18 protein-coding genes and 1 pseudogene are annotated in these 23,034 nt (G+C 68.7%); 12 read left to right on the top strand and 7 right to left on the bottom strand.

All coding sequences use genetic code 11. The features are described from left to right. The first annotated feature begins 95 nt into the window (after window positions 1–95). Window positions 96–329 carry a response regulator transcription factor gene (locus BAU06_RS22920; protein WP_066356052.1) on the top strand — a complete coding sequence of 78 codons (234 nt, stop codon included), beginning with the start codon at window positions 96–98 and terminating at the stop codon, window positions 327–329. A gap of 25 nt (window positions 330–354) precedes the next feature. Here BAU06_RS22920 and BAU06_RS22915 read toward each other — a convergent pair whose 3' ends face one another. Then, window positions 355–1,077: a copper resistance protein NlpE N-terminal domain-containing protein gene (locus BAU06_RS22915; RefSeq protein ID WP_066359617.1), complete on the bottom strand. Its 723-nt coding sequence runs from the start codon at window positions 1,075–1,077 to the stop codon at window positions 355–357. A 373-nt stretch (window positions 1,078–1,450) separates the two neighbouring features. Here BAU06_RS22915 and BAU06_RS22910 point away from each other — a divergent pair, with 373 nt between their 5' ends. The 7 genes from BAU06_RS22910 (at window position 1,451) to BAU06_RS22880 (ending at window position 13,260) form a co-directional block, all read left to right on the top strand. After that, the gene (locus tag BAU06_RS22910; RefSeq protein WP_066356041.1) at window positions 1,451–2,287 is read left to right on the top strand and encodes a prepilin peptidase; all 837 of its coding nucleotides are present in this window, start codon (window positions 1,451–1,453) and stop codon (window positions 2,285–2,287) included. A gap of 38 nt (window positions 2,288–2,325) precedes the next feature. Next, entirely contained in the window at window positions 2,326–2,982 is a 657-nt protein-coding gene (gene coaE / locus BAU06_RS22905; protein WP_066356038.1) for a dephospho-CoA kinase, read from the top strand. 55 nt (window positions 2,983–3,037) lie between these two features. Next, the gene (zapD, locus tag BAU06_RS22900) at window positions 3,038–3,787 is read left to right on the top strand and encodes a cell division protein ZapD (RefSeq protein WP_066359614.1); all 750 of its coding nucleotides are present in this window, start codon (window positions 3,038–3,040) and stop codon (window positions 3,785–3,787) included. Window positions 3,788–3,960: 173 nt separating this feature from the next. Then, window positions 3,961–5,280 carry an MdtA/MuxA family multidrug efflux RND transporter periplasmic adaptor subunit gene (locus BAU06_RS22895; protein ID WP_066356036.1) on the top strand — a complete coding sequence of 440 codons (1,320 nt, stop codon included), beginning with the start codon at window positions 3,961–3,963 and terminating at the stop codon, window positions 5,278–5,280. After that, complete coding sequence (locus BAU06_RS22890) at window positions 5,277–8,465, top strand: efflux RND transporter permease subunit (protein WP_066356035.1); 3,189 nt, start codon at window positions 5,277–5,279, stop codon at window positions 8,463–8,465. Before BAU06_RS22895 ends, BAU06_RS22890 begins: the two co-directional genes overlap by 4 nt. Next, on the top strand, window positions 8,462–11,629 hold the full coding sequence (locus BAU06_RS22885; RefSeq protein WP_066356034.1) for an efflux RND transporter permease subunit: 3,168 nt from the start codon (window positions 8,462–8,464) through the stop codon (window positions 11,627–11,629). Before BAU06_RS22890 ends, BAU06_RS22885 begins: the two co-directional genes overlap by 4 nt. Next, complete coding sequence (locus tag BAU06_RS22880) at window positions 11,626–13,260, top strand: efflux transporter outer membrane subunit (protein WP_082993791.1); 1,635 nt, start codon at window positions 11,626–11,628, stop codon at window positions 13,258–13,260. The genes BAU06_RS22885 and BAU06_RS22880 overlap by 4 nt, the downstream gene beginning before the upstream one ends. Here the strand turns inward: BAU06_RS22880 and BAU06_RS22875 are convergent. From BAU06_RS22875 to BAU06_RS22850, 6 genes are all read right to left on the bottom strand, one after another. Further along, window positions 13,235–14,206, bottom strand: coding sequence for a Nudix family hydrolase (locus BAU06_RS22875; RefSeq protein WP_066356033.1), 972 nt, complete (start codon window positions 14,204–14,206; stop codon window positions 13,235–13,237). The genes BAU06_RS22880 and BAU06_RS22875 overlap by 26 nt on opposite strands. Continuing rightward, complete coding sequence (locus BAU06_RS22870) at window positions 14,199–15,068, bottom strand: ATP-binding protein (RefSeq protein ID WP_066356024.1); 870 nt, start codon at window positions 15,066–15,068, stop codon at window positions 14,199–14,201. Before BAU06_RS22870 ends, BAU06_RS22875 begins: the two co-directional genes overlap by 8 nt. 18 nt (window positions 15,069–15,086) lie before the next feature. Then, entirely contained in the window at window positions 15,087–16,313 is a 1,227-nt protein-coding gene (argJ, locus tag BAU06_RS22865; RefSeq protein ID WP_066356023.1) for a bifunctional glutamate N-acetyltransferase/amino-acid acetyltransferase ArgJ, read from the bottom strand. 102 nt (window positions 16,314–16,415) lie between these two features. Continuing rightward, entirely contained in the window at window positions 16,416–17,459 is a 1,044-nt protein-coding gene (locus BAU06_RS22860; protein WP_066356021.1) for a hypothetical protein, read from the bottom strand. A 30-nt stretch (window positions 17,460–17,489) separates the two neighbouring features. Further along, on the bottom strand, window positions 17,490–17,978 hold the full coding sequence (locus tag BAU06_RS22855; RefSeq protein ID WP_066356019.1) for a MarR family winged helix-turn-helix transcriptional regulator: 489 nt from the start codon (window positions 17,976–17,978) through the stop codon (window positions 17,490–17,492). After that, the gene (locus tag BAU06_RS22850) at window positions 17,975–18,871 is read right to left on the bottom strand and encodes an alpha/beta hydrolase (RefSeq protein ID WP_066356010.1); all 897 of its coding nucleotides are present in this window, start codon (window positions 18,869–18,871) and stop codon (window positions 17,975–17,977) included. The genes BAU06_RS22855 and BAU06_RS22850 overlap by 4 nt, the downstream gene beginning before the upstream one ends. Before the next feature lie 161 nt (window positions 18,872–19,032). Between BAU06_RS22850 and BAU06_RS22845 the strand changes: the two genes are divergently transcribed. The 4 genes and pseudogenes from BAU06_RS22845 to BAU06_RS26360 all read left to right on the top strand — a co-directional run bounded on the left by BAU06_RS22845 (window position 19,033) and on the right by BAU06_RS26360 (window position 23,031). Next, on the top strand, window positions 19,033–20,196 hold the full coding sequence (locus BAU06_RS22845) for an ABC transporter substrate-binding protein (RefSeq protein WP_066356008.1): 1,164 nt from the start codon (window positions 19,033–19,035) through the stop codon (window positions 20,194–20,196). Between the two features lie 7 nt (window positions 20,197–20,203). Next, window positions 20,204–21,124: a branched-chain amino acid ABC transporter permease gene (locus tag BAU06_RS22840; RefSeq protein WP_066356007.1), complete on the top strand. Its 921-nt coding sequence runs from the start codon at window positions 20,204–20,206 to the stop codon at window positions 21,122–21,124. Window positions 21,125–21,126: 2 nt separating this feature from the next. Further along, window positions 21,127–22,068: pseudogene (locus tag BAU06_RS22835) on the top strand (branched-chain amino acid ABC transporter permease); the annotation flags it as partial. A 156-nt stretch (window positions 22,069–22,224) separates the two neighbouring features. Then, window positions 22,225–23,031 carry an ABC transporter ATP-binding protein gene (locus tag BAU06_RS26360; protein WP_231934132.1) on the top strand — a complete coding sequence of 269 codons (807 nt, stop codon included), beginning with the start codon at window positions 22,225–22,227 and terminating at the stop codon, window positions 23,029–23,031. The last annotated feature ends 3 nt before the right edge of the window (window positions 23,032–23,034 follow it).

Raw genomic sequence — 23,034 nt, 5'->3', positions numbered from 1 at the left:
TCGTGGCGAAATCGTCACCCTGTCAGAACTGACAGCTTTCGGCGGCATGGCATCCATGCAAGACTACCGGCCAACCCAATCTCAGGGAGGCCAGCATGATTCACCCGCAGGGGTGCGCAAGCAAGCAGGCGGTGGCATTGACGCCCCGCGAACGGGATATCGCGACTTATCTCGTCACCGGCAAATCCAATAAGTACATCGCCATCGAGCTGAATATCTCCGCGCGCACGGCAGAGGCCCACCGGGCGCGGATTTTCCGCAAGATGGGCGTGCGCAACGCGATGGAGCTGGCGTGCCGCATGTGCCCGCACAGCCGCTGCAACGACTAGGGCAACGGACCGGCCTGGCCGGCCTTCAAGGGCACTGGGGCGGCGTCTGCTTGGCCAGCTCGTTGATCGGGTCCAGGTCCGGCTGGCGCGTCAGGGTGTAGTTCAAGGACGGCGTGACGCCGGCAATGGCGCGCAGGCGCAGCACATTGTTGGCCGCGACGACGAATTCCGCGCGCACATTGTTGTCCCGGCCGATCAGGAAGACACGCGGCGGTTTTTCGTCGGTGACCGTCCAGCAGCCTTGTTCGGCAAGCGGTTTGTCGCGGTTGGGCGCGTCGTCCAGATAGGCCGAGCGGCCGCGCCAGCGGCCGTTGGGCGCCAGGGTCAGGGTGATGCGTTGGGCTTCGCATTCCATGCCCGCCGCGAAGCAGGGCAGGGTGCCCATATAGGTTTGCGGCTGCGGCACCAGATCGCGTTCGGACGCGTTGGGCGACCGCGGCTGCGCGGGGGCGCTGCTGTCGCCGGCGGACGACGCCACGGCCGTTTGCGGCATGGGCTGGCCGTCTTCCGTCGTGTTGCCTTCCTGGATCGCGCGTGCCCGCTGGGCTTCGACTTGCTGTTGCTGGCTGGGCGTGGGCGCCTTCAGGTCGAACTGCAGCTGCGAAGGGGCGCGTACCACGTTGCGGTAATCGGCGCCCGTGCCCATGATCTGGGCGTCGGTAACGGTGCTGGCGCGCGGCGGGTCGTAATAGCCGGCTTGTTTCTGTTCCGCGCAGCCCACGATGCCGGCCGTGCCGGCCAGCACCATGGCCAGTACCGCGGCGGGCAGGCCGCGCGAAGGCGGTACGGATGAGGCCGGGGATTCACAGGCAGGGGTAATGGCGGGCATGACAGCGTATCCAGGTTAATCACACATGCGCGCAATTCTCGCATGAATGCTCTGCCGCGGCGCGCTGTCTCCCCCGTTGAAACGGGGGAAATGGCCGGCATTGAACAAACCGCCACATGTCGGAATAATGCCGGGCGCCCGCCGTCCGCATACGGGCGGGGCCTGGGGTCGCACGCCGCATGCCCGGCCGTAGGCTCCGCATCCCGGCCGTTCCGCCCGGCCGGCCGGTCACGCGCCTGCTGCGAAAAGTACACGCGCGGGTAAAACGCGGCCGCTATCGTGCCAGTTCTCCATGGATCCATCCGTGCCTTTCGATTTCCATCCCGTCCTTCTGGATGCCGCCATTCCGCTTGCCGCCCTGCTCGGCCTGGCGGTCGGCAGCTGGCTGACCACGGTCGTGGATCGCCTGCCTCGCATCCTGGAATACGATTGGGACGAATCGTCGCGCGAGGGGCGGCGCGACCCGGCATCCCGGCCCAGTCTTTGGCGCCCCGCCTGCCGTTGTCCGGCCTGCGGTGGCGCGATACGGGGCTGGCGGCGCATTCCCCTGGCGGGATGGGCCGGCCTGCGCGGCCGCTGCGGCGATTGCGGCGCGCGTATCGCCTGGCGCTATCCCTTGATCGAAGCGCTGACGGCGGCGCTGTTCGCGCTGTGCGTCTGGCACTATGGGCCCGGTCCCGCCGCGCTGTGCGCGATGGCGCTGGCCGCCGCGCTGGTGGCGCTGGCATGGATAGACGCCGAAACCGGCCTGCTCCCCGACCTGATCACGCTGCCATTGACCTGGGCGGGGCTGCTCGTCAATGCCTTCCATGTGTTTACCTCTCCGGAGCAGGCCATACTGGGCGCGGCCATCGGCTACCTGTTCCTTTGGGCGCTGCACCATGCCTTCCGCTGGGCCACCGGCCGCGAAGGCATCGGCTACGGGGACTTCAAGCTGCTGGCGGCGCTGGGCGCCTGGCTGGGCCTGGGCGCCTTGCCGATGATGCTGATCGTCGCGTCGCTGGCCGGGGTTGCCGTCGGCCTGGGCTTGATCCTGGCCCGTCGCGTGGGCCGCGACCAGCCCCAGCCCTTCGGACCCTATCTGGCCCTGGCTGGTATCGTTGCGCTTCTGGTGACCGGACTGCCCTAGCGCTGGCGGCGGTCCCATCGCGGGCAGGGGAGAACGCAATGAAAGAGGTAACGCCACGCTTGAAGATCGGCCTGACGGGCGGCATCGGCTCGGGCAAGAGCCGCGTGGCCGATCTGCTTGCGTCCTGGGGCGCCTCGGTAATCGATACCGATGAGATCTCGCGCGCGCTTACCGCGGCCGACGGCGGCGCCATGCCGGAAATCGTGCGTGCTTTCGGTGCTCGCGCCGCCGGCCCGGACGGCGCCATGGACCGTGACTGGATGCGCGCCCAGGTGTTCGCCGACCCGCAAGCGCGCGGCCGCCTGGAAGCCATCCTGCATCCCTTGATATCGCGCGCCGCGCTGGATGCCGCGGCCAGCGCCGCGGGATGTTACGTGGTGTTCGTGGTGCCGCTGCTCATCGAATCGGGGCGCTGGGCGCGGCGCGTCGACCGGGTCTGCGTGGTCGACTGCGACCCCGAAACCCAGATACGCCGCGTACGGTCGCGCAGCGGGCTGACGATCGACACCATAGAGCGTATTATGGCGGCACAGGCCGCGCGGGACACCCGTCTGGCCGCTGCGCACGACGTTATATTGAATGACGGCGCCACGTCCGCTGAAACGCTGTGCGCGCGGACGAAAGCATTGCATGACCGATGGTGCGCCCTGGCGTCGCATCGGGCCACGCCGGGTGACACCGGCGGGCATCCATGACAACTTCGGCGCGACTCCGGTCGCGACCGGTTCCAACGACGGGCCTGTATCGAGCGTGATTCTTTACGAATATCCCTTCAACGAGCGCATCCGGGCGTATCTGCGCCTGGAATACCTCTTCGACCGGTTGTTCTTCTTCGCACGCCCGGGTGATCCCAAGAATCACCAGATCGCCGTCGGCACCATTTTCGACATCCTGGACGCCATCGAGCGCACGGACGTCAAAAGCGCGGTGCTGCAGGACATCGAACGGCAGCGGCTGCAACTGGTCGCGCTGCGCGATCATCCGGACGTTTCCCAGGACGTGCTGGAAGGCATGCTGCGCGATATGGAAAAGACCAGCACCTCGCTGGTCAGCCAGGGCAAGACCGGCCAGCCGCTGCGCGAAAACGAATGGCTGGTCAGCCTGCGCGGGCGCCTGGCGGTGCCGGGCGGCGGCACCCAGATCGAGATGCCCTCGTACTACGCCTGGCAGCAAAAACCCGAGGCCGTGCGCTGCGCCGACCTGAAATCCTGGATCGAACCCCTGCTGCCGCTGCACGAAGGCCTGCAGATCGGCCTGCGCCTGCTGCGCGAATCGGGCCGCCGTGTGCCGGCGGTGGCGGAACAGGGCACCTTCCAGCAGATGCTGGCCGGCAAGGCCCATCAGCTGCTGCGCGTGTGGGTGGATGGCGAAAGCGGCATCTTCCCCGAAATCAGCGCCAATAAGTACATGATCTGGATCAGGTTTTCCACGCAGGACGGCGAACTCAAGCCGCAGCAGGTGGCGCGCGACGTCGCATTCGAAATGTCGCTGTGCGCCTGAGCGCCGACGGGCGCGCCAGCCCGGATCGGCGGGCGGTCCGTCTCGCGCGGCCGGTTCAGGATCGCGCCGGCCGATTCCTGTTGCGGGCGATTTCAAATTCGGCAGGGTCGCTACTAAAACCGGACTTGTCTGATGGACAATAGCGGGTCACGGTAGCGTCCCCCTTTGCCCTCATGTCCGATCGTCCTTCCCTCCCGTCTTCTTCCCGTCCGCGCCGGCGCCTGCTGGCGTGGGTCGTGGCGCTCGTGGTGCTGGCCGGCCTGGCCTGGCTGGTCTTCCGGCCCAAGCCGGGCGCCGAGCCAGGGAAAGGCCAGGTCCGGGGGGGCGCGGCCGGGCACCGCCCGGCCGGCGGTGCCGGCCACCGGGGCCCCGGGGCCGGGCCCATGGCCGAGCCTGCCGTGCCCGTCCGGGTCTACACCGCCGCCACCAAGGACGTGGACGTAACGCTGCCGGCACTGGGAACGGTAACCGCCTATAACACCGTCACCGTGCGTGCCCGCGTCGATGGGGAACTGGTCCAGGTCAATTTCAAGGAAGGGCAGCGCGTCAAGGCCGGGGACGTGCTGGCGCAAGTCGATCCGCGGCCTTTCAACGTGCAATTGCAGCAGGCCCTGGGCACGCAGCAGCAGAACCTGGCCCAGCTGGAGAACGCCCGCCGCGACCTGGCCCGCTATCAGGCGCTGTACAAGCAGGATTCGATCGCCAAGCAGCAGGTCGACACGCAGGCCGCGCTGGTGCGCCAGTTCGAAGGCACGTTGAAGACCGACCAGGCCAATGTCGATAACGCCCGCCTGCAGCTTACCTTCGCCCGCATTACGGCGCCCATCGACGGCCGCCTGGGCCTGCGCCAGGTGGACCCGGGCAATCTGGTATCTTCCAGCGATACCAACGGCCTGGTCGTGATTACGCAGACCCAGCCCATCGCGGTCATTTTCACGCTGCCGGAAACGCAACTGCCGGATGTGCGCGAGCAACTGCACGCCGGCCGGACGCTGCGCGTCGATGCCTGGGACCGCACCAACACCAGGCGCCTGGCCACCGGGGTGCTGGAAACCCTGGACAACCAGATCGATGTCACCACCGGCACGGTCAAGCTGAAGGCGCGCTTCGACAATGCCGACGACGCCCTGTTTCCCAACCAGTTCGTCAACATCCAGCTCCTGGTGCAGACGCTGAAGGGCATGACGGTGATCCCCAACGGCGCCGTGCAGCGCGGCTCCCAGGGGCCCTTCGTGTTCGTGGCGCAGGCCGACAATACCGTGGCCGTGCGCCAGCTAAAGCTGGGCCCGGTCAGCGGCGACCTGGTGGTCGTGAGCGATGGCCTGAAACCGGGTGACCGCGTGGTCACGGAAGGCACCGACCGCCTGCGCGCCGGCGGCAAGGTCGAGGTCGTCACCGATCCGGCCGAGGTGACGCCCCCCACGCCCGGCGCCGCGCTGGGCGCGGGCCCCGCCACCGCCACGCCCAACGCCCCCGCCCGGACCGCGCCGTGAGCCCTTCGCGCGTCTTTATCCTGCGACCGGTTGCCACCACCTTGTCCATGGTGGCGATCCTGATCGCGGGATTCATCGCCTACCGGCTGCTGCCGGTTTCGGCGCTGCCGGAGGTCGACTACCCAACGATCCAGGTGGTCACCCTGTACCCCGGCGCCAGTCCGGACGTGATGACTTCGCTGGTCACCTCGCCGCTGGAGCGGCAGTTCGGGCAGATGCCGGGCTTGAACCAGATGTCGTCGACCAGTTCCGGCGGCGCCTCGGTGATCACGCTGCAGTTCACCCTGGATATCTCGCTGGACGTGGCCGAACAGGAGGTGCAGGCGGCCATCAACGCGGCATCCAATCTGCTGCCTTCGGACCTGCCGCTGCCGCCGACCTACAACAAGGTCAACCCCGCCGATGCGCCGGTGCTGACGCTGGGGATTACCTCGCCCACCATGCCGCTGCCGCAGGTGCGCGACCTGATCGATACGCGGATGGCGCAGAAGCTGTCGCAAATCCCGGGCGTGGGCCTGGTCAGCATTGCGGGCGGCCAGCGTCCCGCCGTGCGCATCCAGGTCAATCCGCAGGCGCTCGCCGCCAACGGCCTGGCAATGTCGGACCTGCGCACCGCCATCGTGGCGGCCAACGTCAACCAGCCCAAGGGCAACCTGGACGGTCCGCGGCGTTCGACCACCATCAACGCCAACGACCAGCTGAAGGCGCCCACCGACTACAACGACCTGATCGTCGCCTACCGCAACAACGCGCCGTTGCGCCTGTCGGACGTGGCCAAGGCGGTGCAGGGCGCGGAGGACGTGCGCCAGGCCGCGTGGGCGGGCGACAAGCCGGCGGTGCTGCTGAACGTGCAGCGCCAGCCGGGCGCCAACGTCATCGACGTGGTCAACCGTATCAATGCGCTGCTGCCGCAACTGCGTTCCTCGTTGCCGGCCACGCTGGACGTGACGGTGGTGGCCGACCGCACGCAGACCATCCGCGATTCCATCGACGACGTGCGCTTCGAGATGCTGCTGTCCATCGCGCTGGTGGTGATGGTCACCTTCCTGTTCCTGCGCAGCCTGACGGCGACGCTGATTCCCAGCGTGGTGGTGCCGCTGTCGTTGATCGGCACCTTCGGCATCATGTACCTGGCCGGCTTCAGTATCAACAATCTGACCCTGATGGCGCTGACCATCGCGACCGGCTTCGTGGTGGACGACGCCATCGTGATGATCGAGAACATCGCGCGCCACCTGGAAGAAGGCGAAACGCCGCTGCAGGCGGCCTTGAAAGGCGCCGGCCAGATCGGCTTCACGCTGATCTCGCTGACGTTTTCGCTGATCGCCGTGCTGATTCCGCTGCTGTTCATGACCGAAGTCGTCGGCCGGCTGTTCCGCGAATTCGCCATCACGCTGGCGGTGTCCATCCTGATTTCGCTGGTGGTGTCGCTGACGCTCACGCCGATGATGTGCGCGCGCCTGCTGCGTCCGGAAGGCAAGCCGGCGCGGCGCGACGCGGCGGGCCGGCCGTTGCCGGGGAGCGAGGCGGATGCGGCCCCCGGGACCGGCGACGCGGCCCGGCCGGCCGCCCACCACGGTCGCTTCCACCAATGGACGGGCAGCCTGATCGACCGCACCATCGCCGGCTACGACCGCATGCTGCGGGTGGTGTTGAATCATCAGCCGCTGACCCTGCTGGTGGCCCTGGCGACCTTCGCGCTGACCGTGCTGCTTTACATGCTGGTGCCCAAGGGCTTTTTTCCATCGCAGGATACCGGGCTGATCCAGGCCATCACCCAGGCGCCTCAAACGATTTCGTTCCAGGCCATGGCCGAGCGCCAGCAGGAGGCCGCGCGCATCATCCTGGCCGATCCGGACGTGCAGACCGTTTCGTCCTTCATCGGCGTGGATGGCAGCAATGCCACGCTGAGCGCCGGCCGCATCCAGATCGCCCTCAAGCCGCACGAGGCGCGCAGCGGCTCCATGACCGAGGTCCTGGCGCGCCTGCGGAGGTCGCTGGCGGACCTGAAAGGCATGACGGTCTACATGCAGCCGGTGCAGGACCTGACCATTGAGGACCGTATCGCCCGCACGCAATACCAGATGACGCTGTCGAACCCGGACCTGAAACTGCTCAGCGCCTGGACGCCGCGCGTGGTGGACCGCTTGCGCCAGCTGCCGCAGCTGGCGGATGTGACGGACGACCTGCAGGACGAGGGCCTGGAAACCTATGTGGACATCGACCGCGACGCCGCGTCCCGGCTGGGCATCACGGCCGCGGTCATCGACGAGGCCCTGTACAACGCCTTCGGCCAGCGCCTGATTTCCACCATCTTCACGCAATCCGCGCAGTACCGCGTGGTGCTGGAGGTGCAGCCGCAGTTCAGCCGCGGCCCGGACGCCTTGTCGCAAATCTACGTGCCGACCGCCGCGGGCACGCAGGTGCCGCTATCCAGCGTGGCGCGCATCAGCGAATCCAGCACGGTGCTGGCCATCAACCGCCTGGACCAGTTCCCCATGGTGACGGTGTCGTTCAACCTGGCGCCGGGCGCCTCGCTGTCCGACGCGGTGCAGGCGATCCAGGCGGCCGAGCGGGACATGGGCCTGCCGGCCGGCATCGAGACGCGCTTCCAGGGCGCGGCGCAGGCCTTCCAGAATTCCCTGACCAGCACGCTGTGGCTGATCCTGGCCGCCATCGTCACCATGTACATCGTGCTGGGCGTGCTGTACGAGAGCTTCATCCATCCCGTGACCATTCTGTCGACGCTGCCTTCGGCCGGCGTGGGAGCGCTGCTGGCGCTGCTGCTGACGCGCACGGAGCTGGACATGATAGGCATCATCGGCATCATCCTGCTGATCGGCATCGTCAAGAAGAACGCCATCATGATGATCGACTTCGCCCTGGAGGCCGAGCGCAAGCGCGGCCTGCCGCCGCGCGAAGCCATCCATGAGGCGGCCCTGCTGCGCTTCCGGCCCATCCTGATGACGACCCTGGCCGCCCTGTTCGGCGCGGTGCCGCTGATGCTTTCCACCGGCACGGGATCCGAGCTGCGGCAGCCCCTGGGCCTGGTGATGGTGGGCGGCTTGCTGGTCAGCCAGGTGCTGACGCTGTTCACCACGCCGGTGATCTACCTGATGTTCGACCGCCTGGCGCGCCGCTGGGGCAGCCGTCCCCAGACCGGCCGGGCCGAGGCGCCGCGATGATATTGTCCGCGCCCTTCATCGTGCGGCCCGTGGCGACCACGCTGCTGTCGCTGGCCGTGGTGCTGGCCGGTTCGCTGGCGTTTCGCCTGCTGCCGGTGGCGCCGCTGCCGGAGGTCGACATCCCCACCATATCCGTGACGGCCAGCCTGCCCGGCGCCAGTCCCGAGACCATGGCGTCCAGCGTCGCCACGCCGCTGGAGCGGGCGCTGGGCGCCATCGCCGGCGTGACTGAGATGACCTCCAGCAGCACGCAGGGCTCGACGCGCATCACGCTGCAGTTCGACCTGAGCCGCGACATCGACGGCGCCGCGCGGGACGTACAGGCAGCCATCAATGCCTCGCGCACGCTGCTGCCCAGCGGCCTGAAGAGCAATCCCACGTATCGCAAGGCGAACCCTTCCGCGGCGCCCATCATGACGCTGGCGCTGACCTCGGATACGCATACGCAGGGCGAACTGTACGACCTGGCGTCCACCATCGTCGCGCAGAAGCTGTCGCAGGTGAACGGCGTGGGCGATGTGACGGTGGGCGGCAGTTCGCTGCCCGCCGTGCGGGTGGACGTGCTGCCGGGCGCGCTGACCAGCCGCGGCGTGTCCCTGGACGATGTGCGCACGGCGCTGTCCAACGCCAACGCCAACCGGCCCAAGGGCTTTATCGACAGCGGCGAATACCAGTGGACCATCATGGCCAGCGACCAGCTGAGCAAGGCCGCGCAGTACCGGCCGCTGATCGTCGCCTGGCGCGACGGCGGGCCGGTGCGGCTGTCGGACGTAGCCACGGTACAGGATTCCGTCGAGGACCTGTACCAGACCGGCTTCTACAACCAGCGCAAGGCCATCCTGCTGATCGTGCGGCGCGAGGCGGCCGCCAACATCATCAAGGTGGTGGACGAGCTGCGCGCGCAGCTTCCGGAACTCCAGGCGCAGATGCCCGGCGGCGTACAGCTGAACGTGGCCCAGGACCGCACGCCCAGCATCCGCGCCTCGCTGTACGAGGCCGAGATGACCCTGGTCATCGCGGTCGGCCTGGTGATGGTGGTGGTGCTGGTGTTCCTGCGGCGCTGGCGGGCCGCGCTGATACCCAGCGTGGCGGTGCCGGTATCGCTGGTGGGCACCTTCAGCATCATGTACCTGTGCGGCTACACGCTGAACACCATATCGCTGATGGCGCTGATCGTCGCCACGGGCTTCGTCGTGGACGACGCCATCGTGGTGCTGGAAAACATCATGCGCTATATCGAGCGCGGCATGTCCCCGGTGCGCGCCGCCATGCGCGGCGCGCGCGAAGTGGGCTTCACCGTGCTGTCGATGAGCCTGTCGCTGGTGGCCGTGTTCATTCCCATCCTGCTGATGGGCGGCGTGGTGGGGCGTTTTTTCCGCGAATTCGCCGTGACGCTGTCGGCCGCCATCCTGGTGTCGCTGGTGACCTCGCTGACGCTGACGCCGATGATGTGCGGCCGCATGCTGCGGGCCGAACGCGAGGCGCGGTCCGCGGCGGATGGCGGCGAAACGGACGCCGCCCGGCGGCCCGGCCGCGTAAAGGCCCTGCTGGCGCGCCTGGGGCAATGGTCCGAGCGCGGCTTCCAGCGGCTGAGCGATGGCTATGCCCGCACACTGGGCTGGACGCTGAACCACGGCCCGGTGGTCATGCTGGTGCTGCTGCTGACGGTGTGCCTGAACGTGTACCTGTACATCGTCGTGCCCAAGGGCTTCTTCCCCAACCAGGACACGGGACAACTGCTGGGGTTCTTCCGCGTCGATCAGGGGACGTCCTTCCAGGCGACGGTGCCCAAGCTGGAGTACATGCGCAAGGTGGTGCTGTCGGATCCGGCGGTGCAGAGCATGACGGGTTATGCGGGCGGACGCGGGGGCAGCAATAGCAGCTTCATGCAAATCCAGCTCAAGCCCCTGTCCGAGCGGGGCGTGTCGGCGGAAGTGGTGATCGAACGCTTGCGCGGGCGCCTGCAAAGCATACCGGGCGCGCGCATGTTCCTGGTGGCGCAGCAGGATATCCGCATCGGCGGCCGTGCAAGCAGCACGGGATCCTACGACTACGCGCTGATGGCCAGCGACCTTTCCATGCTGCGTACGTGGATGCCGCGCGTGCAGCGGGCCCTGGCGGCGCTGCCCGAGCTGGTGGACGTCGATACCGACGTGGAGGACAAGGGCCAGCAGGTCAACCTGGTCATCGACCGCGAGGCCGCCACGCGCCTTGGCGTGAGCATGTCGGATATCTCGGCGGTGTTGAACAACTCCTTCAGCCAGCGGCAGGTGTCGGTGATGTACGGTCCCCTGAACCAGTACCACGTGATCCTGGGCGTGCCGCAGAACTTCGCCCAGGACGCGCAGTCGCTGCGCAAGGTCGACGTGGTGACCAGTACCGGCGCGCGCGTGCCGCTGGCTTCCTTCGCCTCTTTCGAGGTGGGCAGCGCGCCGCTGAGCGTCCAGCACCAGGGCCTGTTCGTGGCCGATACGATTTCCTTCAGCCTGGCGCCGGGCGTATCGCTGGGACAGGCCAGCGATGCGATCGATGCCGCGGTGGCGCGCATCGGCCTGCCGACGGACCAGATCCAGGCCAGCTTCCAGGGCACGGCGGCGGCGGCGCAGCAGAGCCAGCAGCAGCAGCCGCTGTTGATCCTGGCCGCGCTGGTGACCATGTACATCGTGCTGGGCATGCTGTATGAAAGCTTCGTCCATCCCTTCACCATCCTGTCCACCTTGCCGTCGGCGGGCATCGGCGCGCTGCTGGCGCTGATGCTGATGCGCACGGAGTTCACCGTGATCGCGCTGATCGGGGTGTTCCTGCTGATAGGCATCGTGAAGAAGAACGCCATCATGATGGTTGACTTCGCGCTGGCCGCCGAACGGGGCCAGGGGCTGGCGCCGCGCGAAGCCATCTTCCAGGCCTGCGTGACCCGCTTCCGGCCCATCATGATGACGACGCTGGCGGCGATCATGGGCGCGATTCCGCTGGTGGTGGCCACCGGCACCGGGGCGGAGATCCGCCAGCCCCTGGGCATCACCATCGTGGGCGGGCTGGTGGTCAGCCAGGTGCTGACGCTCTACACCACGCCCGTCGTTTATCTCTACCTGGACCGCCTGCGCCACTGGGCGCGCCGCCGCCGCGCCGCGCGCGCCGTCGCGCCTTCCACGGACTATTCATGACCCGCTTGCTCGAACCACGCCCGCGCGCCGCCCTGGCGCGGCTATTACCGGTGATGGCCCTGTGCGGCGCCCTGGGCGCCTGCGCGGTGGGCCCCGACTATGTGCGCCCCCCGGTGGACGTCGGCACGCAGTTCAAGGAAGGCCAGGACGACACGCCCGGCTGGAAGCCGGCGCAGCCCAACGAACTGGCCGACCGGGGCGCATGGTGGCGCGTCTACCAGGATCCGGTGCTGGACGAGCTGATGCGGCAGCTGGACGCGGCCAACCTGGACATCGCCCAGGCCGAGGCCAACTACCGCCAGGCGCAGGCGCTGGTGCGCGGGGCGCGGTCGGCCTTCTTTCCCACGGTCGGCGTGGGCGCCGGCGTGACCCGCTCGGGCAGCGGCGGCGGCACGGGCTCGTCCGCGACGAGCGGCAGCACGACAGGCAACAGCTATTCGCTCAGCGGCACCGTCAGCTGGGAGGCCGATATCTGGGGTTCGGTACGGCGTTCCGTGGAGGCCAGCCGCGCGGGCGCGCAGGCCAGCGCCGCCGACCTGGCGGCCGCGCGCCTGAGCGCCCAGAGCACGCTGGCGCAGAACTACTTCCAGCTGCGCGTGCTGGACGAGCAGGAACGGCTGCTGCGCGAAACGGTGGAAACCAACGAGCGATCCCTGCAGCTGACCATCAATCGCTATAACGCCGGCGTCGCGGCGAAGTCCGACGTGGCCGTGGCGCGCACCCAGCTGGAGAACACGCGGGCGCAGTGGGTGGACCTGGAGTGGCAGCGCGGGCAGTTCGAGCATGCCATCGCGGTGCTGACCGGCCAGGCGCCGTCGAAGTTCTCGCTGGCGCGCACGCCGTTTACGCAGCGCGTGCCGGCCATCCCCGTGGGCCTGCCTTCGCAGCTGCTGGAACGCCGGCCCGACGTGGCGGGCGCGGAGCGCCGCACCGCCCAGGCCAATGCGCAGATCGGCGTGGCGCAGGCGGCCTGGTTCCCGGACCTGACGCTGAGCGCGGACGGCGGCTTCCGCAGCGGCCAGTTCGCGCAATGGCTGACCGCGCCGGCGCGTTTCTGGTCCATCGGTCCGGCCCTGGCCCAGACCTTGTTCGACGGCGGTTTGCGCGCCTCGCAGGTGGAATCGGCGCGCGCGGCGTACGATGCCCAGGCCGCGGCCTACCGCCAGGTGGTGCTGGGCGCGCTGCGCGAAGTCGAGGACACCATGATCCAGCTGCGCGTCTTCGACCGCGAACAACAAGTCCAGCGGCGCGCGCTGGAGGCGGCGCGCGAGTCGCTGGAGCTGACGCGCAACCAGTACAAGGAAGGGCTGGTGGATTACCTGAGCGTGGCGGTGTTGGAGAACACCGCCCTGAGTTCCGAGCGCGAGGCGATATCCCTGATGGGCAATCGCCTGGTGGCCAGCGTGCAATTGATCGCGGCGCTGGGCGGCGGCTGGGACGGCAATGTGGATGCGCCGACGATGGCATCGGCGGCAGGCACGGACGGTCCGGCATCGCGCGCCGCGCCGGCATCGCAACCCGGCGTGGCGCCGCAGGCCGGCGCGCCCGCGGATACGGCCACGCCCCCCGCCGGCGCAGCGCCGCCGGCCATGCCCGCCGAGGCGCCTACGGTCCCCCGAAGACGCCCCTGATCGCCGCGACGCCATGGGCGCCGTGCTCCATGGCGGCCGCCAGGGTGTCCGGTCCCTGGCCGCCGATGGCATAGGCGGGCAGGCCGGCATCCCGGTTGATGTCCATGAAGGCCTGCCAGCCCAGTGCCGGGCGGCCGGGATGGCTGGCGGTCTGGGCCACCGGTCCCACCACCGCGAAATCGGCGTCCAGCCGGCGCGCCTGAGCCATTTGTTCCGCGTCATGCACCGAGACGCCCACCCAATAGCCATTGCCCGCCAGGGGGCGCTTGGCCATGGCCGCCGCATCGGCCGCGCGCAGGTGCACGCCGTCGGCTTCCCGCCACCAGGCCTCGGGATGGACGCTATTGACCAGCACGCGCGCGCCGGCCTGGCGGCAGCGCTTCAAGATCTGCTGCAGGGCCTCGTGCAGGCTGGCCGAGGCCGGCCCCTCGGGCCAGCCGGGCTCGCGCAGCTGCACCAGCCGCAGGCCGTTCTCCAGGGCGCGGTCCAGCCGCGCCAGGAAGGCGGGCAGCGCGGCGGGCGAACCGGCCTGGGTGATGCCGTACGTATCGGGCAGCCGCAGCCAGCGCAGCGGCGGCAGCGTGGCGGGCAGCAGCTGGCCCACGCTTTCGGCACGGGCGGGATCCACCCATTCCAGCCGCTGGTTTTCCAACCCCCGCGGATCGCCCAGCCAGCCGGTGACGCGGCAGAAGGCCAGCCGGACCGTCGTATGGGGATAGGCGTGGACATAGGTGACCCAGCGCGTGGCCTGCGTGACCTGGATGCCCAGTTCTTCGTCGAGCTCGCGCGCCAGCGCCTGCAGTACGGTCTCGCCGGGTTCCAGCTTGCCGCCCGGCAGTTCCCACCAGCCCGACCAGGGCTTGCCTTCCGGACGCTGGCCCAACAGCAGCTTGCCGTCGCGGCGCAGGATCAGGCCGGCCGCCACGTCCAGGATCTGCTCAGACATGGCGGGCGGCCCAGTCGCGCGCGAACTGATAGGCCACGCGGCCCGAACGCGAGCCGCGCTCTATGGTCCATTGCAGGGCTTCCGTGCGCGAGGCTTCGATATGTTCTTCCGGGCAGCCGAGTTCGCGCAGCCAATGGCGCACGATGTCCAGGTAGTCGTCCTGGCGGAAGGGATAGAACGACAGCCACAGGCCGAAGCGCTCCGATAGCGAGATTTTTTCTTCCACGGTTTCGCCGGGGTGGATTTCGCCGTCGGGCTGGTGCTTGGCCTGCAGGTTCTCGCTCATGTATTCCGGCATCAGGTGCCGGCGGTTGGAGGTCGCGTAGATCAGGACGTTGTCGCCCGAGGCGGCCACCGATCCGTCCAGCACGGACTTCAGCGCCTTGTAGCCGGCCTCGCCTTCTTCGAAGGAAAGGTCGTCGCAGAACACGATGAAGCGTTCCGGCCGCGTGCCCACCAGTTCGACGATGTCGGCCAGGTCGCCCAGGTCGGATTTGTCGACCTCGATCAGGCGCAGGCCGCGCGGGGCATAGGCGGCCAGCATGGCCTTGACCAGCGAGCTCTTGCCGGTGCCCCGGGCGCCGGTCATCAGCACGTTATTGGCCGGCTTTTTTTCCAGGAAGTGCAGGGTGTTGCGGTCGATCACGGCCTTTTGGCGCTCGATGTGCTGCAGGTCGTCGAGATCGATGCGGGCGATATGGCGCACCGCGTCCAGCCAGCCGCGCGAACCGCGCTTGCGCCAGCGGAAGGCATGCGCGCTCCAGTCTATGTCGGGCGGGGCGGGGGGCAGATAGGCTTCCAGTTGGGCCAGCACCCGTTCGGCCCGGGCAAGAAGGGTGGTGAATTCGGAAGAGACGGTCACTGTTGCGATTCCTGCCTATCAGGAGCGGTAATCCGCGTTGATGCTGACGTACTCGTGCGAGAAGTCGCAGGTATAGACGGTGTCGGCGACCTGGCCGCGGCCCAGGGCGATGCGCACCAGGATCTCGGGCTGCTTCATCACCCGCTGGCCGTCTTCTTCGCGGTAGTCGGGATTGCGGCCGCCCTGGGTGGCGACCAGTACGTCGTCCAGCCACAGGCGCAGGCGGCCGACGTCGAGGTCGTCGATGCCGGCGTAGCCGATCGCCGCCAGGATGCGGCCCAGGTTGGGGTCGGAGGCGTAGAACGCGGTCTTGACCAGGGGCGAGTGCGCCACGGCGTAGGCGACCTTCAGCGCTTCTTCCGTGTTGCCGGCTTCTTCCACCCGGATGGTCATGAACTTGGTGGCGCCCTCGGCGTCGCGGACGATCTTCTGCGCGAGCTCGGCCGCCGCGTCGCCCAGCGCGCGGGCCAGTTCGGCGTAGTGCGGATCGCCTTCGCCGTCGACGCGCAGGCCGGACTTTCCGGTGGCGATCACGATGAAGGAGTCATTGGTGGACGTATCGCCGTCCACCGTGATGCGGTTGAAGGACAAGTCGGCGATACGGCGCGTCAGCGTTTGCAGCAGCGGGGCGGCGATGCCGGCGTCCGTGGCCAGGAAACCCAGCATGGTCGCCATGTTGGGCCGGATCATGCCCGCGCCCTTGCTGATGCCCGTGATGGTGATCGTCCGGCCGCCCACGGTTTTGCGCGTGGAAACCACCTTGGGCAGGGTGTCCGTGGTCATGATGCCGTGCGCGGCGTTCATCCAGTTGTCGGGCGCCAGCGCGGCGACGGCCTTGGGCAGGCCGGCCACCAGGCGATCCACCGGCAGCGGTTCCAGGATCACGCCGGTGGAGAAGGGCAGGATCTGCGTGGGCTGGACCCCCAGCAGGCCGGCCAGGGCGTCGCAGGTGGCCTGGGTGCGCGCCAGGCCGTCGGCCCCGGTGCCGGCATTGGCGTTGCCCGTGTTGATGACCAGGGCGGCAATGGCTTGTCCCCCGGCCAGGTGGCTTTCGCAGACCTGGACCGGCGCGGCGCGGAAGCGATTGCGCGTGAACACCCCCGCCACCGTGGCCCCGTCCGCCAGGCGGAATACCGTCAGATCTCGCCGCCCGGCCTTGCGGATGCCGGCTTCGGCGACGCCGATCTCGACGCCGGGTACGGGGAAAATTTCGGATTCGGAGGGGATCTTCAGGTTGACGGCCATGGACGGAGTCTCTGTGGCGGCCCGGTGCGACGGACCGGCGTGGGGGAACGCCGTCCGGTGCGAACGGCGGTGCCAAAAGTGCGTATTATCCCAGCCTTTTGTTCAGGGCGTCGTACCGATGGACGCGACGTCCAGCACGCCCGCCGCGCGGTTGCTCATGACCGCGCGCACGGTGCCGTCGGGCGCTTGCAGCACCGATTGCCCGGAGGGCACGTCGTCGCCGTCGTTGCGGCTGGCGGAGCGGCCGCGCGAGGGGCTGAAGACCATGTCGCCCGGCTTGGCGCCGGCCACCGCCGCGCCGGCCGTGGCCACGCGCGTACCGGCGGGATAGGTCATGGGGCCCAGGTCGTACTCCGAAGCCAGGCTGCCCTCGAACCAGACCAGCTTGCGCTGGCGGTCCAGCCGCAGGTCGGCCTTCAGCAAGGGCATGCCGGCGACCATGGAAGGATCGCTGCCGTCGGTGCGCAGCAGCCAGCCGTCCACGTGCTGGAAGTCGCTGGCCGGCCGGGCGCCATGGCGCAGCGCCACCCAGGTGCCGGCGGGCAGGGACTGTCCGCCCACGGTATTGCCCGCCGCCAGATGGCAGCTGCTGAACCGCAGCCTGCCGTCTTCGTCGGGCTTGAATTCCACTTTGTGGCCGCGCGCGCAGCGCCAGCCGTCCGCGGCTTCGTCGCCGGGCAGGGTCCCGGATGCGCCCGTGGCACGGAATTGCTGTACCCCGGATTTGGCCAGGTAGCGTTCCAGGCTGACCACCGGGATGCCGCCCACCGGGACGGGGCCGGGAAAGTGCGCCGCCTCGAAGGTGTCGGGCCGGTCTTCCAGGCGCACCAGCAGGCGCGTTCCCGCCGGCATATCGATGCCGCCCAGCGTGCGCGGGCCATCCAGCACGACCGTGTGCGCCGCCTTGTCGGCGGCGGCCTGGTGGCCGTCCATCCAGCGCAGGGCCAGCCGGACGGGGAAAATGCCGCCGAGCACCGCCAGGGCCAGCATGGCGACCGCATTGCTGCGCGGTCGGGCGCGCAGCCGCATCCGGGCCAGCCTGTTGGTGCAGAGCACGGCGATCCAGGTCAGCAGCGTCGCCAGGCATACCAGCGAGACGGCCAGCATGGGATAGAAATTGCCGCCGGGCAGCGCGACCGGATTCATGCGGGGGGTTCTGACGGATCGTTGAGAAATTCAGCGCGCCCGGGAGCGGCTGGCCACGACCTGGAGTTTAAGCTCTCCCAGGGTCTGGAAGAGCGCATTGCGACTGCTTTCCGGCAAACCGGACAACAATTCCTTTACCCAGCTTTCATGCGCCCGCGCCATCCTGGCGAAGGTCTTGCGCCCCTGGGGCGTCAACTTGATGAGCGAGCTGCGGCGGTCGGACGCCACTTTGGTGCGCACCACCAGGCCTTCTTTTTCGAGCTGGTCGGTAATACCGGTGATGTTCCCGTTGGTCACCATCATATGGCGCGACAATTCGCCCATCTTCATGCCCTTGGGCGCGCGCTGCAGCTGCGCCATCAGGTCGAAGCGGGGCAGCGTGGTGTCGAACTCGGCGCGCAGGCGGCCGCGGATCTCGCCTTCCACCAGGTTGGCGCAGGTCAGCAGGCGCAGCCACAGGCGCAGCGCGTGGTGGTCGTCCGGCGCGGCGCGGGATTCCAGGTCGGGAAGTTGTGTCATCGTGGCGGCGCGGCCGGCGGGCTTGCGGCGGCCAGACCCATCTGTTCGAAAATGGCGCGCGTGATCGGCGCATCCGGGTCGTTCAGCCGCAGCACGATGTCGAAATGGTTGCTATCGGGCATGGCGACGTAGCGGGCATCGCCGCCACGGGCCCGCAGAGCCTGCACGTAATCGCGGGTCTGGCGCTTGAATTCGTCGGTCTCGTTGCCGCCATGGCTGGCCACCACCGGCGGTGGCGAGGCGGGCAGGTGCAGCATGGGGCTGTTGCGCGCGGCGGCCTCCGGCGTCAGGCGCATCCATTCGTTGATATGCGTGTGCACCAGGGGCGTCAGATCGAACAGGCCGGACAGCGGCGCGGCGCCGCGGATGACGTCGGCCGGCACGCCGTAGCGCGCCTGCCAATCATCGGCCAGCAGCATGCCCGCCAGGTGGCCGCCGGCCGAACTGCCGCCCACGTGGATGCGCGCCGGATCGCCGCCGTGGGCCGCCACGTTGCCGTGCAGCCAGGCGACGGCGCGGCGGACCTGGTCCACGATACGGTCCAGCGTGGCCGCCGGGGCCAGCGAGTAGTTCAATGCCACCAGCATGGCGCCCGCGCGGGTGAAGGCCGGCGCCATGCCGCTGGAATCGTCCTTGGAAAGCAGCCGCCAGTAGCCCCCGTGCACGAAGACGAAGACCGGCGCGGGCCCGCCGCCGGCGGCCGGGAAGATGTCCAGCGTTTCGTCCGCGTGCGGCCCGTAGGCCACGTCCAGCGCGCAGGGCAGCGTCTCGCGCGCGCGCCGGCTTTCTTCGGCATACTGGCGCGTGATGGCGCTGAAGTCGGGCACCGTGGCGCGTGCGTTGTACTGGATGTCCAGCGCGGCGCGATCGTAGTCGCGATAAAGTGTGGCCATTACGGGGGTATTGGTAAAAACCCTAGACTTGTTCGGCACATTACTTTAAACCTAAACTATGTCGGACGCCAGCGTGCAGGGGGAATGCAAACGCCGGCGGTCGTGGAATCGCATCACACATTTCAAGAACCGGCCGGCGCGGCTCGCGCCAGGAGCATCGCATGCGTTTCATCCCGTCTCTCGTCGCGGCCGCCGTGCTGCTGCCCGGCATCGCCGCGGCGGACACCATCAAGGTCGGCATCGCCAACGATATCTCCGGGCCGTTCTCGGCCCTGGGCGCCGAAGCCCGCGATGGATTCAACCTGGCCATCAAGCAGCTGGGCAACAAGCTGGGCGGCCAGCCCGCCGAGTTCCTGCAAACGGACATGGGCGGCAACCCGGACCAGGCGCGCCAACTGGTTACGCGCTATATCCAGCGCGAAAAGATCGATTTCTTCACCGGGCCCATAGGCTCGAACGTGGCGCTGGCCGTCGGCCCGGCGCTGTTCGCGGCCAAGGTGCCTTATCTGTCCAATAACCCCGGCCCCAGCCAGTATGCGGGCGAGCAGTGCAACGCCTACTGGTTCGGCACCGCCTACCAGAACGATGCCTTCCACGAGGTAGCCGGCAAGATGGCGGCGGACCGCGGCTATAAGAAGATGCTGATCATCGCGCCCGACTACCCGGCGGGACGCGACGCGCTGACCGGCTTCAAGCGCGGCTACAAGGCCCCTGTGGCCGAGGAACTCTATACCAAGCTGGGCCAGCTGGACTACGCCGCCGAGCTCGCGCAGATACGCGCCGCCAAGCCGGACGCCGTGTACATCTTCCTGCCCGGCGGCATGGGCATCAACTTCATCAAGCAATTCGTGGGCGCGGGCCTGAAGAGCGGCATCGCCCTGGTGGGACCCGGCTTCTCCGCCGACGAGGACGTGATCCAGGCGGTGGGCGCGGACATGGTGGGCATGTACAACACCGCCCAGTGGGCGCATGACCTGGACGTGCCGGCCAACAAGGCGTTCGTCGACGCCTTCCGCAAGGAATACAACGGCCGCTATCCTTCCTTGTACGCGGCGCAGGCCTATGACGTGATCATGGCCATGGATGCGGCGGTCAAGCAGAGCGGCGGCAAGGCCGGCGACCGCCAGGCCATCGTGGCGGCGCTGGCCAAGGCCGACTTCCCGTCGGTGCGAGGCAAGTTCAGCTACGGCGTGAACCACTATCCCATCCAGGCCTACTATGTCCGCGTGATCGACAAGGACGGCAGCGGCCGCGTGACGAACAAGCTCGTGGGCAAGGCGGTGGATCACTACCAGGACGTCTACGTCGGGCAGTGCAAGCTCTGACGGCGCCATGGGATACACCCTTGTCCTGGAGCAATTGCTCAACGGACTGCAATTCGGCCTGATGCTGTTCCTGATCGCCGCCGGCCTGACGCTGGTCTTCGGCATCATGGACATCCTGAACCTGGCGCACGGCTCGCTGTACATGGCCGGCGCCTATGTGGCGGCGGAAACCATGCAGCGCACCGGCTCCTTCGTGGCGGCGGTGTGCGTGGCGGCGCTGGCCACCGGCGTGGTCGGCGCGGTGCTGGAACTCGTGCTGATCCGCCGCCTGGCGCTGCGCGACCACCTGGCGCAGGTGCTGGGCACCTATGCCGTCATCCTGATCGCCAACGACCTGGTCAAGCTGGTCTGGGGGCCGGCGCCCGTGATGCTGGCCACGCCCGCGGCGCTGAGCGGGCCGGTGCGGCTGCTGCCCGACCTGATGTATTCCTCCTACCGGCTCATGATCATCGCGGTCGGCCTGCTGGTGGCGCTGGGGCTTTATCTCTTCGTGACGCGTACGCGCGCCGGCGTGCTGGTGCGGGCGGGCGCCTCCAACCGCCAGATGGCCACGCTGATGGGCGTGCGCGTGCCGCTGCTATTCCTGGGGGTGTTCTGCCTGGGCGCCATGCTGGCCGCCGTGGCCGGCGCGCTGCTGGGGCCGCTGACCGCCGTGCAGGTAGGCATGGGCGAAGACATCCTGATCCTGGTGCTGGTCTGCATCGTGATCGGCGGGATCGGCTCGATACGGGGCGCCTTCGTCGGCGCGCTGCTGGTCGGCATGGTCGATACGGCGGGGCGGGCGTTCCTGCCCCTGCTGCTGCGGCAAGTGTTTCCGCCATCGGTCGCGGGCAGCGTGGGTCCCACGCTGGCGGCGCTGGCGATCTATATCCTGATGGCGGCGGTGCTGGTGTTCCGTCCCGCCGGCCTGTTTCCCGCCCGCGGATGATTATGCGACGCAGCATGTTGTGGACCCTGGCAGGCGTCGGCGCGTTGGCGCTGTTTCCCCTGGTGGCGCCCCTGGTCGGGCTGGACTTCTATATTTCCTTCGTGCGGCGCGTGCTGATCTTCGCCCTGGCGGCAGCCGGCCTGAACCTGGTGCTGGGCTACGGCGGCATGGTGGCGCTGGGGCATGCCGCGTTTTTCGGCGCGGGCGCCTATGCCGCCGCGATGCTGGCGACGGCAGGGGTGCGCTCGGCGCTGGTCGCCTGGCCCGCGGCGGCGCTGCTGGCCGCGCTGCTGGCCTGGATCGTCGGCGCGATCTCGCTGCGCACGCGTGGCGTGTACTTCATCATGATCACGCTGGCCTTCGCCCAGATGCTTTATTACGTCTTCATCTCGCTGCGCCAGTACGGCGGCGAGGACGGCCTGAACCTGCCGGGGCCGGCGGTGCTGCCCGGCGTGGACCTGGGCGCGGACGTCCCGTTCTACTACGTCGTCCTGCTGCTGTTCGTACTGGTGTCGGCGCTGTTGAACCGCCTGACGGATTCGCGCTACGGGGCCGCGCTGCAGGGCGTACGGGAGAACGAATCCCGCATGACGGCGCTGGGTTACCCGGTATACCGCATCAAGCTGGGCGCCTTCGTGATCGGCGCGGCCGTCGCCGGCCTGGCCGGGGCGCTGCTGGCCAACAACAATCTGTTCGTATCGCCCAACCTCATGCATTGGACGCAGTCGGCGAACCTGTTGATCATGGTGCTGGTGGGCGGCATGGGCTTGCGCTACGGCGGCCTGGCTGGCGCGGCCGTCATGTTGACGCTGGAAGAAGTCCTGCGCATGTGGACCGAATATTGGCACCTGCCGCTGGGCCTGGTGTTGCTGGCGGTGGTGTTCGGGGCGCCGCGCGGCCTGGCTGGCCTGGCGGCGCCCTGGTTCGGCGGGCGGCGGCGCGCCGTTCCCGACGGCGATGAAGCCGCCGAAGGGGAAGCGGCCGCGGCGCCGCATGCCGTTCCGGCCGGCGCGGCCCTGAGCTGCGGCATGGACGGCGCCAGGCACGGCGGCGTGGCGAGCGGCGGGATCGGTGGCAGGGCAGGCGCCGGGACCGGTGGCGTGGCACGCGCCACGGGCACGCCAGGCCCCGCGGCGGTCCCCGCCCTGCAGGCCCAGGGCCTTGTGAAGCGATTCGGCGCGCTGACCGCCACCGACAATCTGTCGCTGGCGCTGATGCCCGGAGAGATCCACGCCGTGATCGGCCCCAACGGCGCCGGCAAATCCACCCTGATCCACCTGCTTTCCGGCACGTTGCCCGCCGATGGGGGCGTCCTGCTCCTGGGGGGCGAGGACATCGCCCGGCTGCCGGCGCATCGCCGGGTGGGCGCGGGGCTTTCGCGTTCCTACCAGGTCACGAATGTCTTCAAGCGGTTGTCGGTGCGAGACAACCTGTTGCTGGCCGTGCAGGCACACGATGGCGGCGGCCTGGGATGCTGGCAACCGCGCGCGGCGGACCGCGGCCTGTACCGCGCGGCGCGGGCGCTGGCGCGCGAGTGCGGCCTGGATACGGACCGGCTGGACGCGCCGGCGGAAACCTTGCCCCACGGCGAACAGCGCAAGCTGGAGTTCGCGCTGGCGCTGGCGGCCCGGCCCCGGGTGCTGCTGCTGGACGAACCCATGGCCGGCATGGGGCCGGACGAAACGGCGCGCCTGGCCGACCTGATCGAATCGATGCGCGGCAGGGCGGCCATGTTGCTGGTCGAGCACGATATGGAGGCCGTGTTCCGCCTGGCGGACCGCATCTCCGTGCTGGTCTACGGACGCATCATCGCCACCGGCACGCCGGAAGAAATCCGCAACGACGCCGCCGTGCGCCAGGCCTATCTGGGAGACGAGATGGACGCAAGCCCGCTCGCGACCGCATGAACG

It is taken from the genome of Bordetella bronchialis (genome assembly GCF_001676705.1).
GTDB classification, from domain to species: Bacteria; Pseudomonadota; Gammaproteobacteria; order Burkholderiales; family Burkholderiaceae_B; genus Bordetella_C; species Bordetella_C bronchialis.
This window is presented reverse-complemented; position numbering and strand designations above follow the sequence as displayed.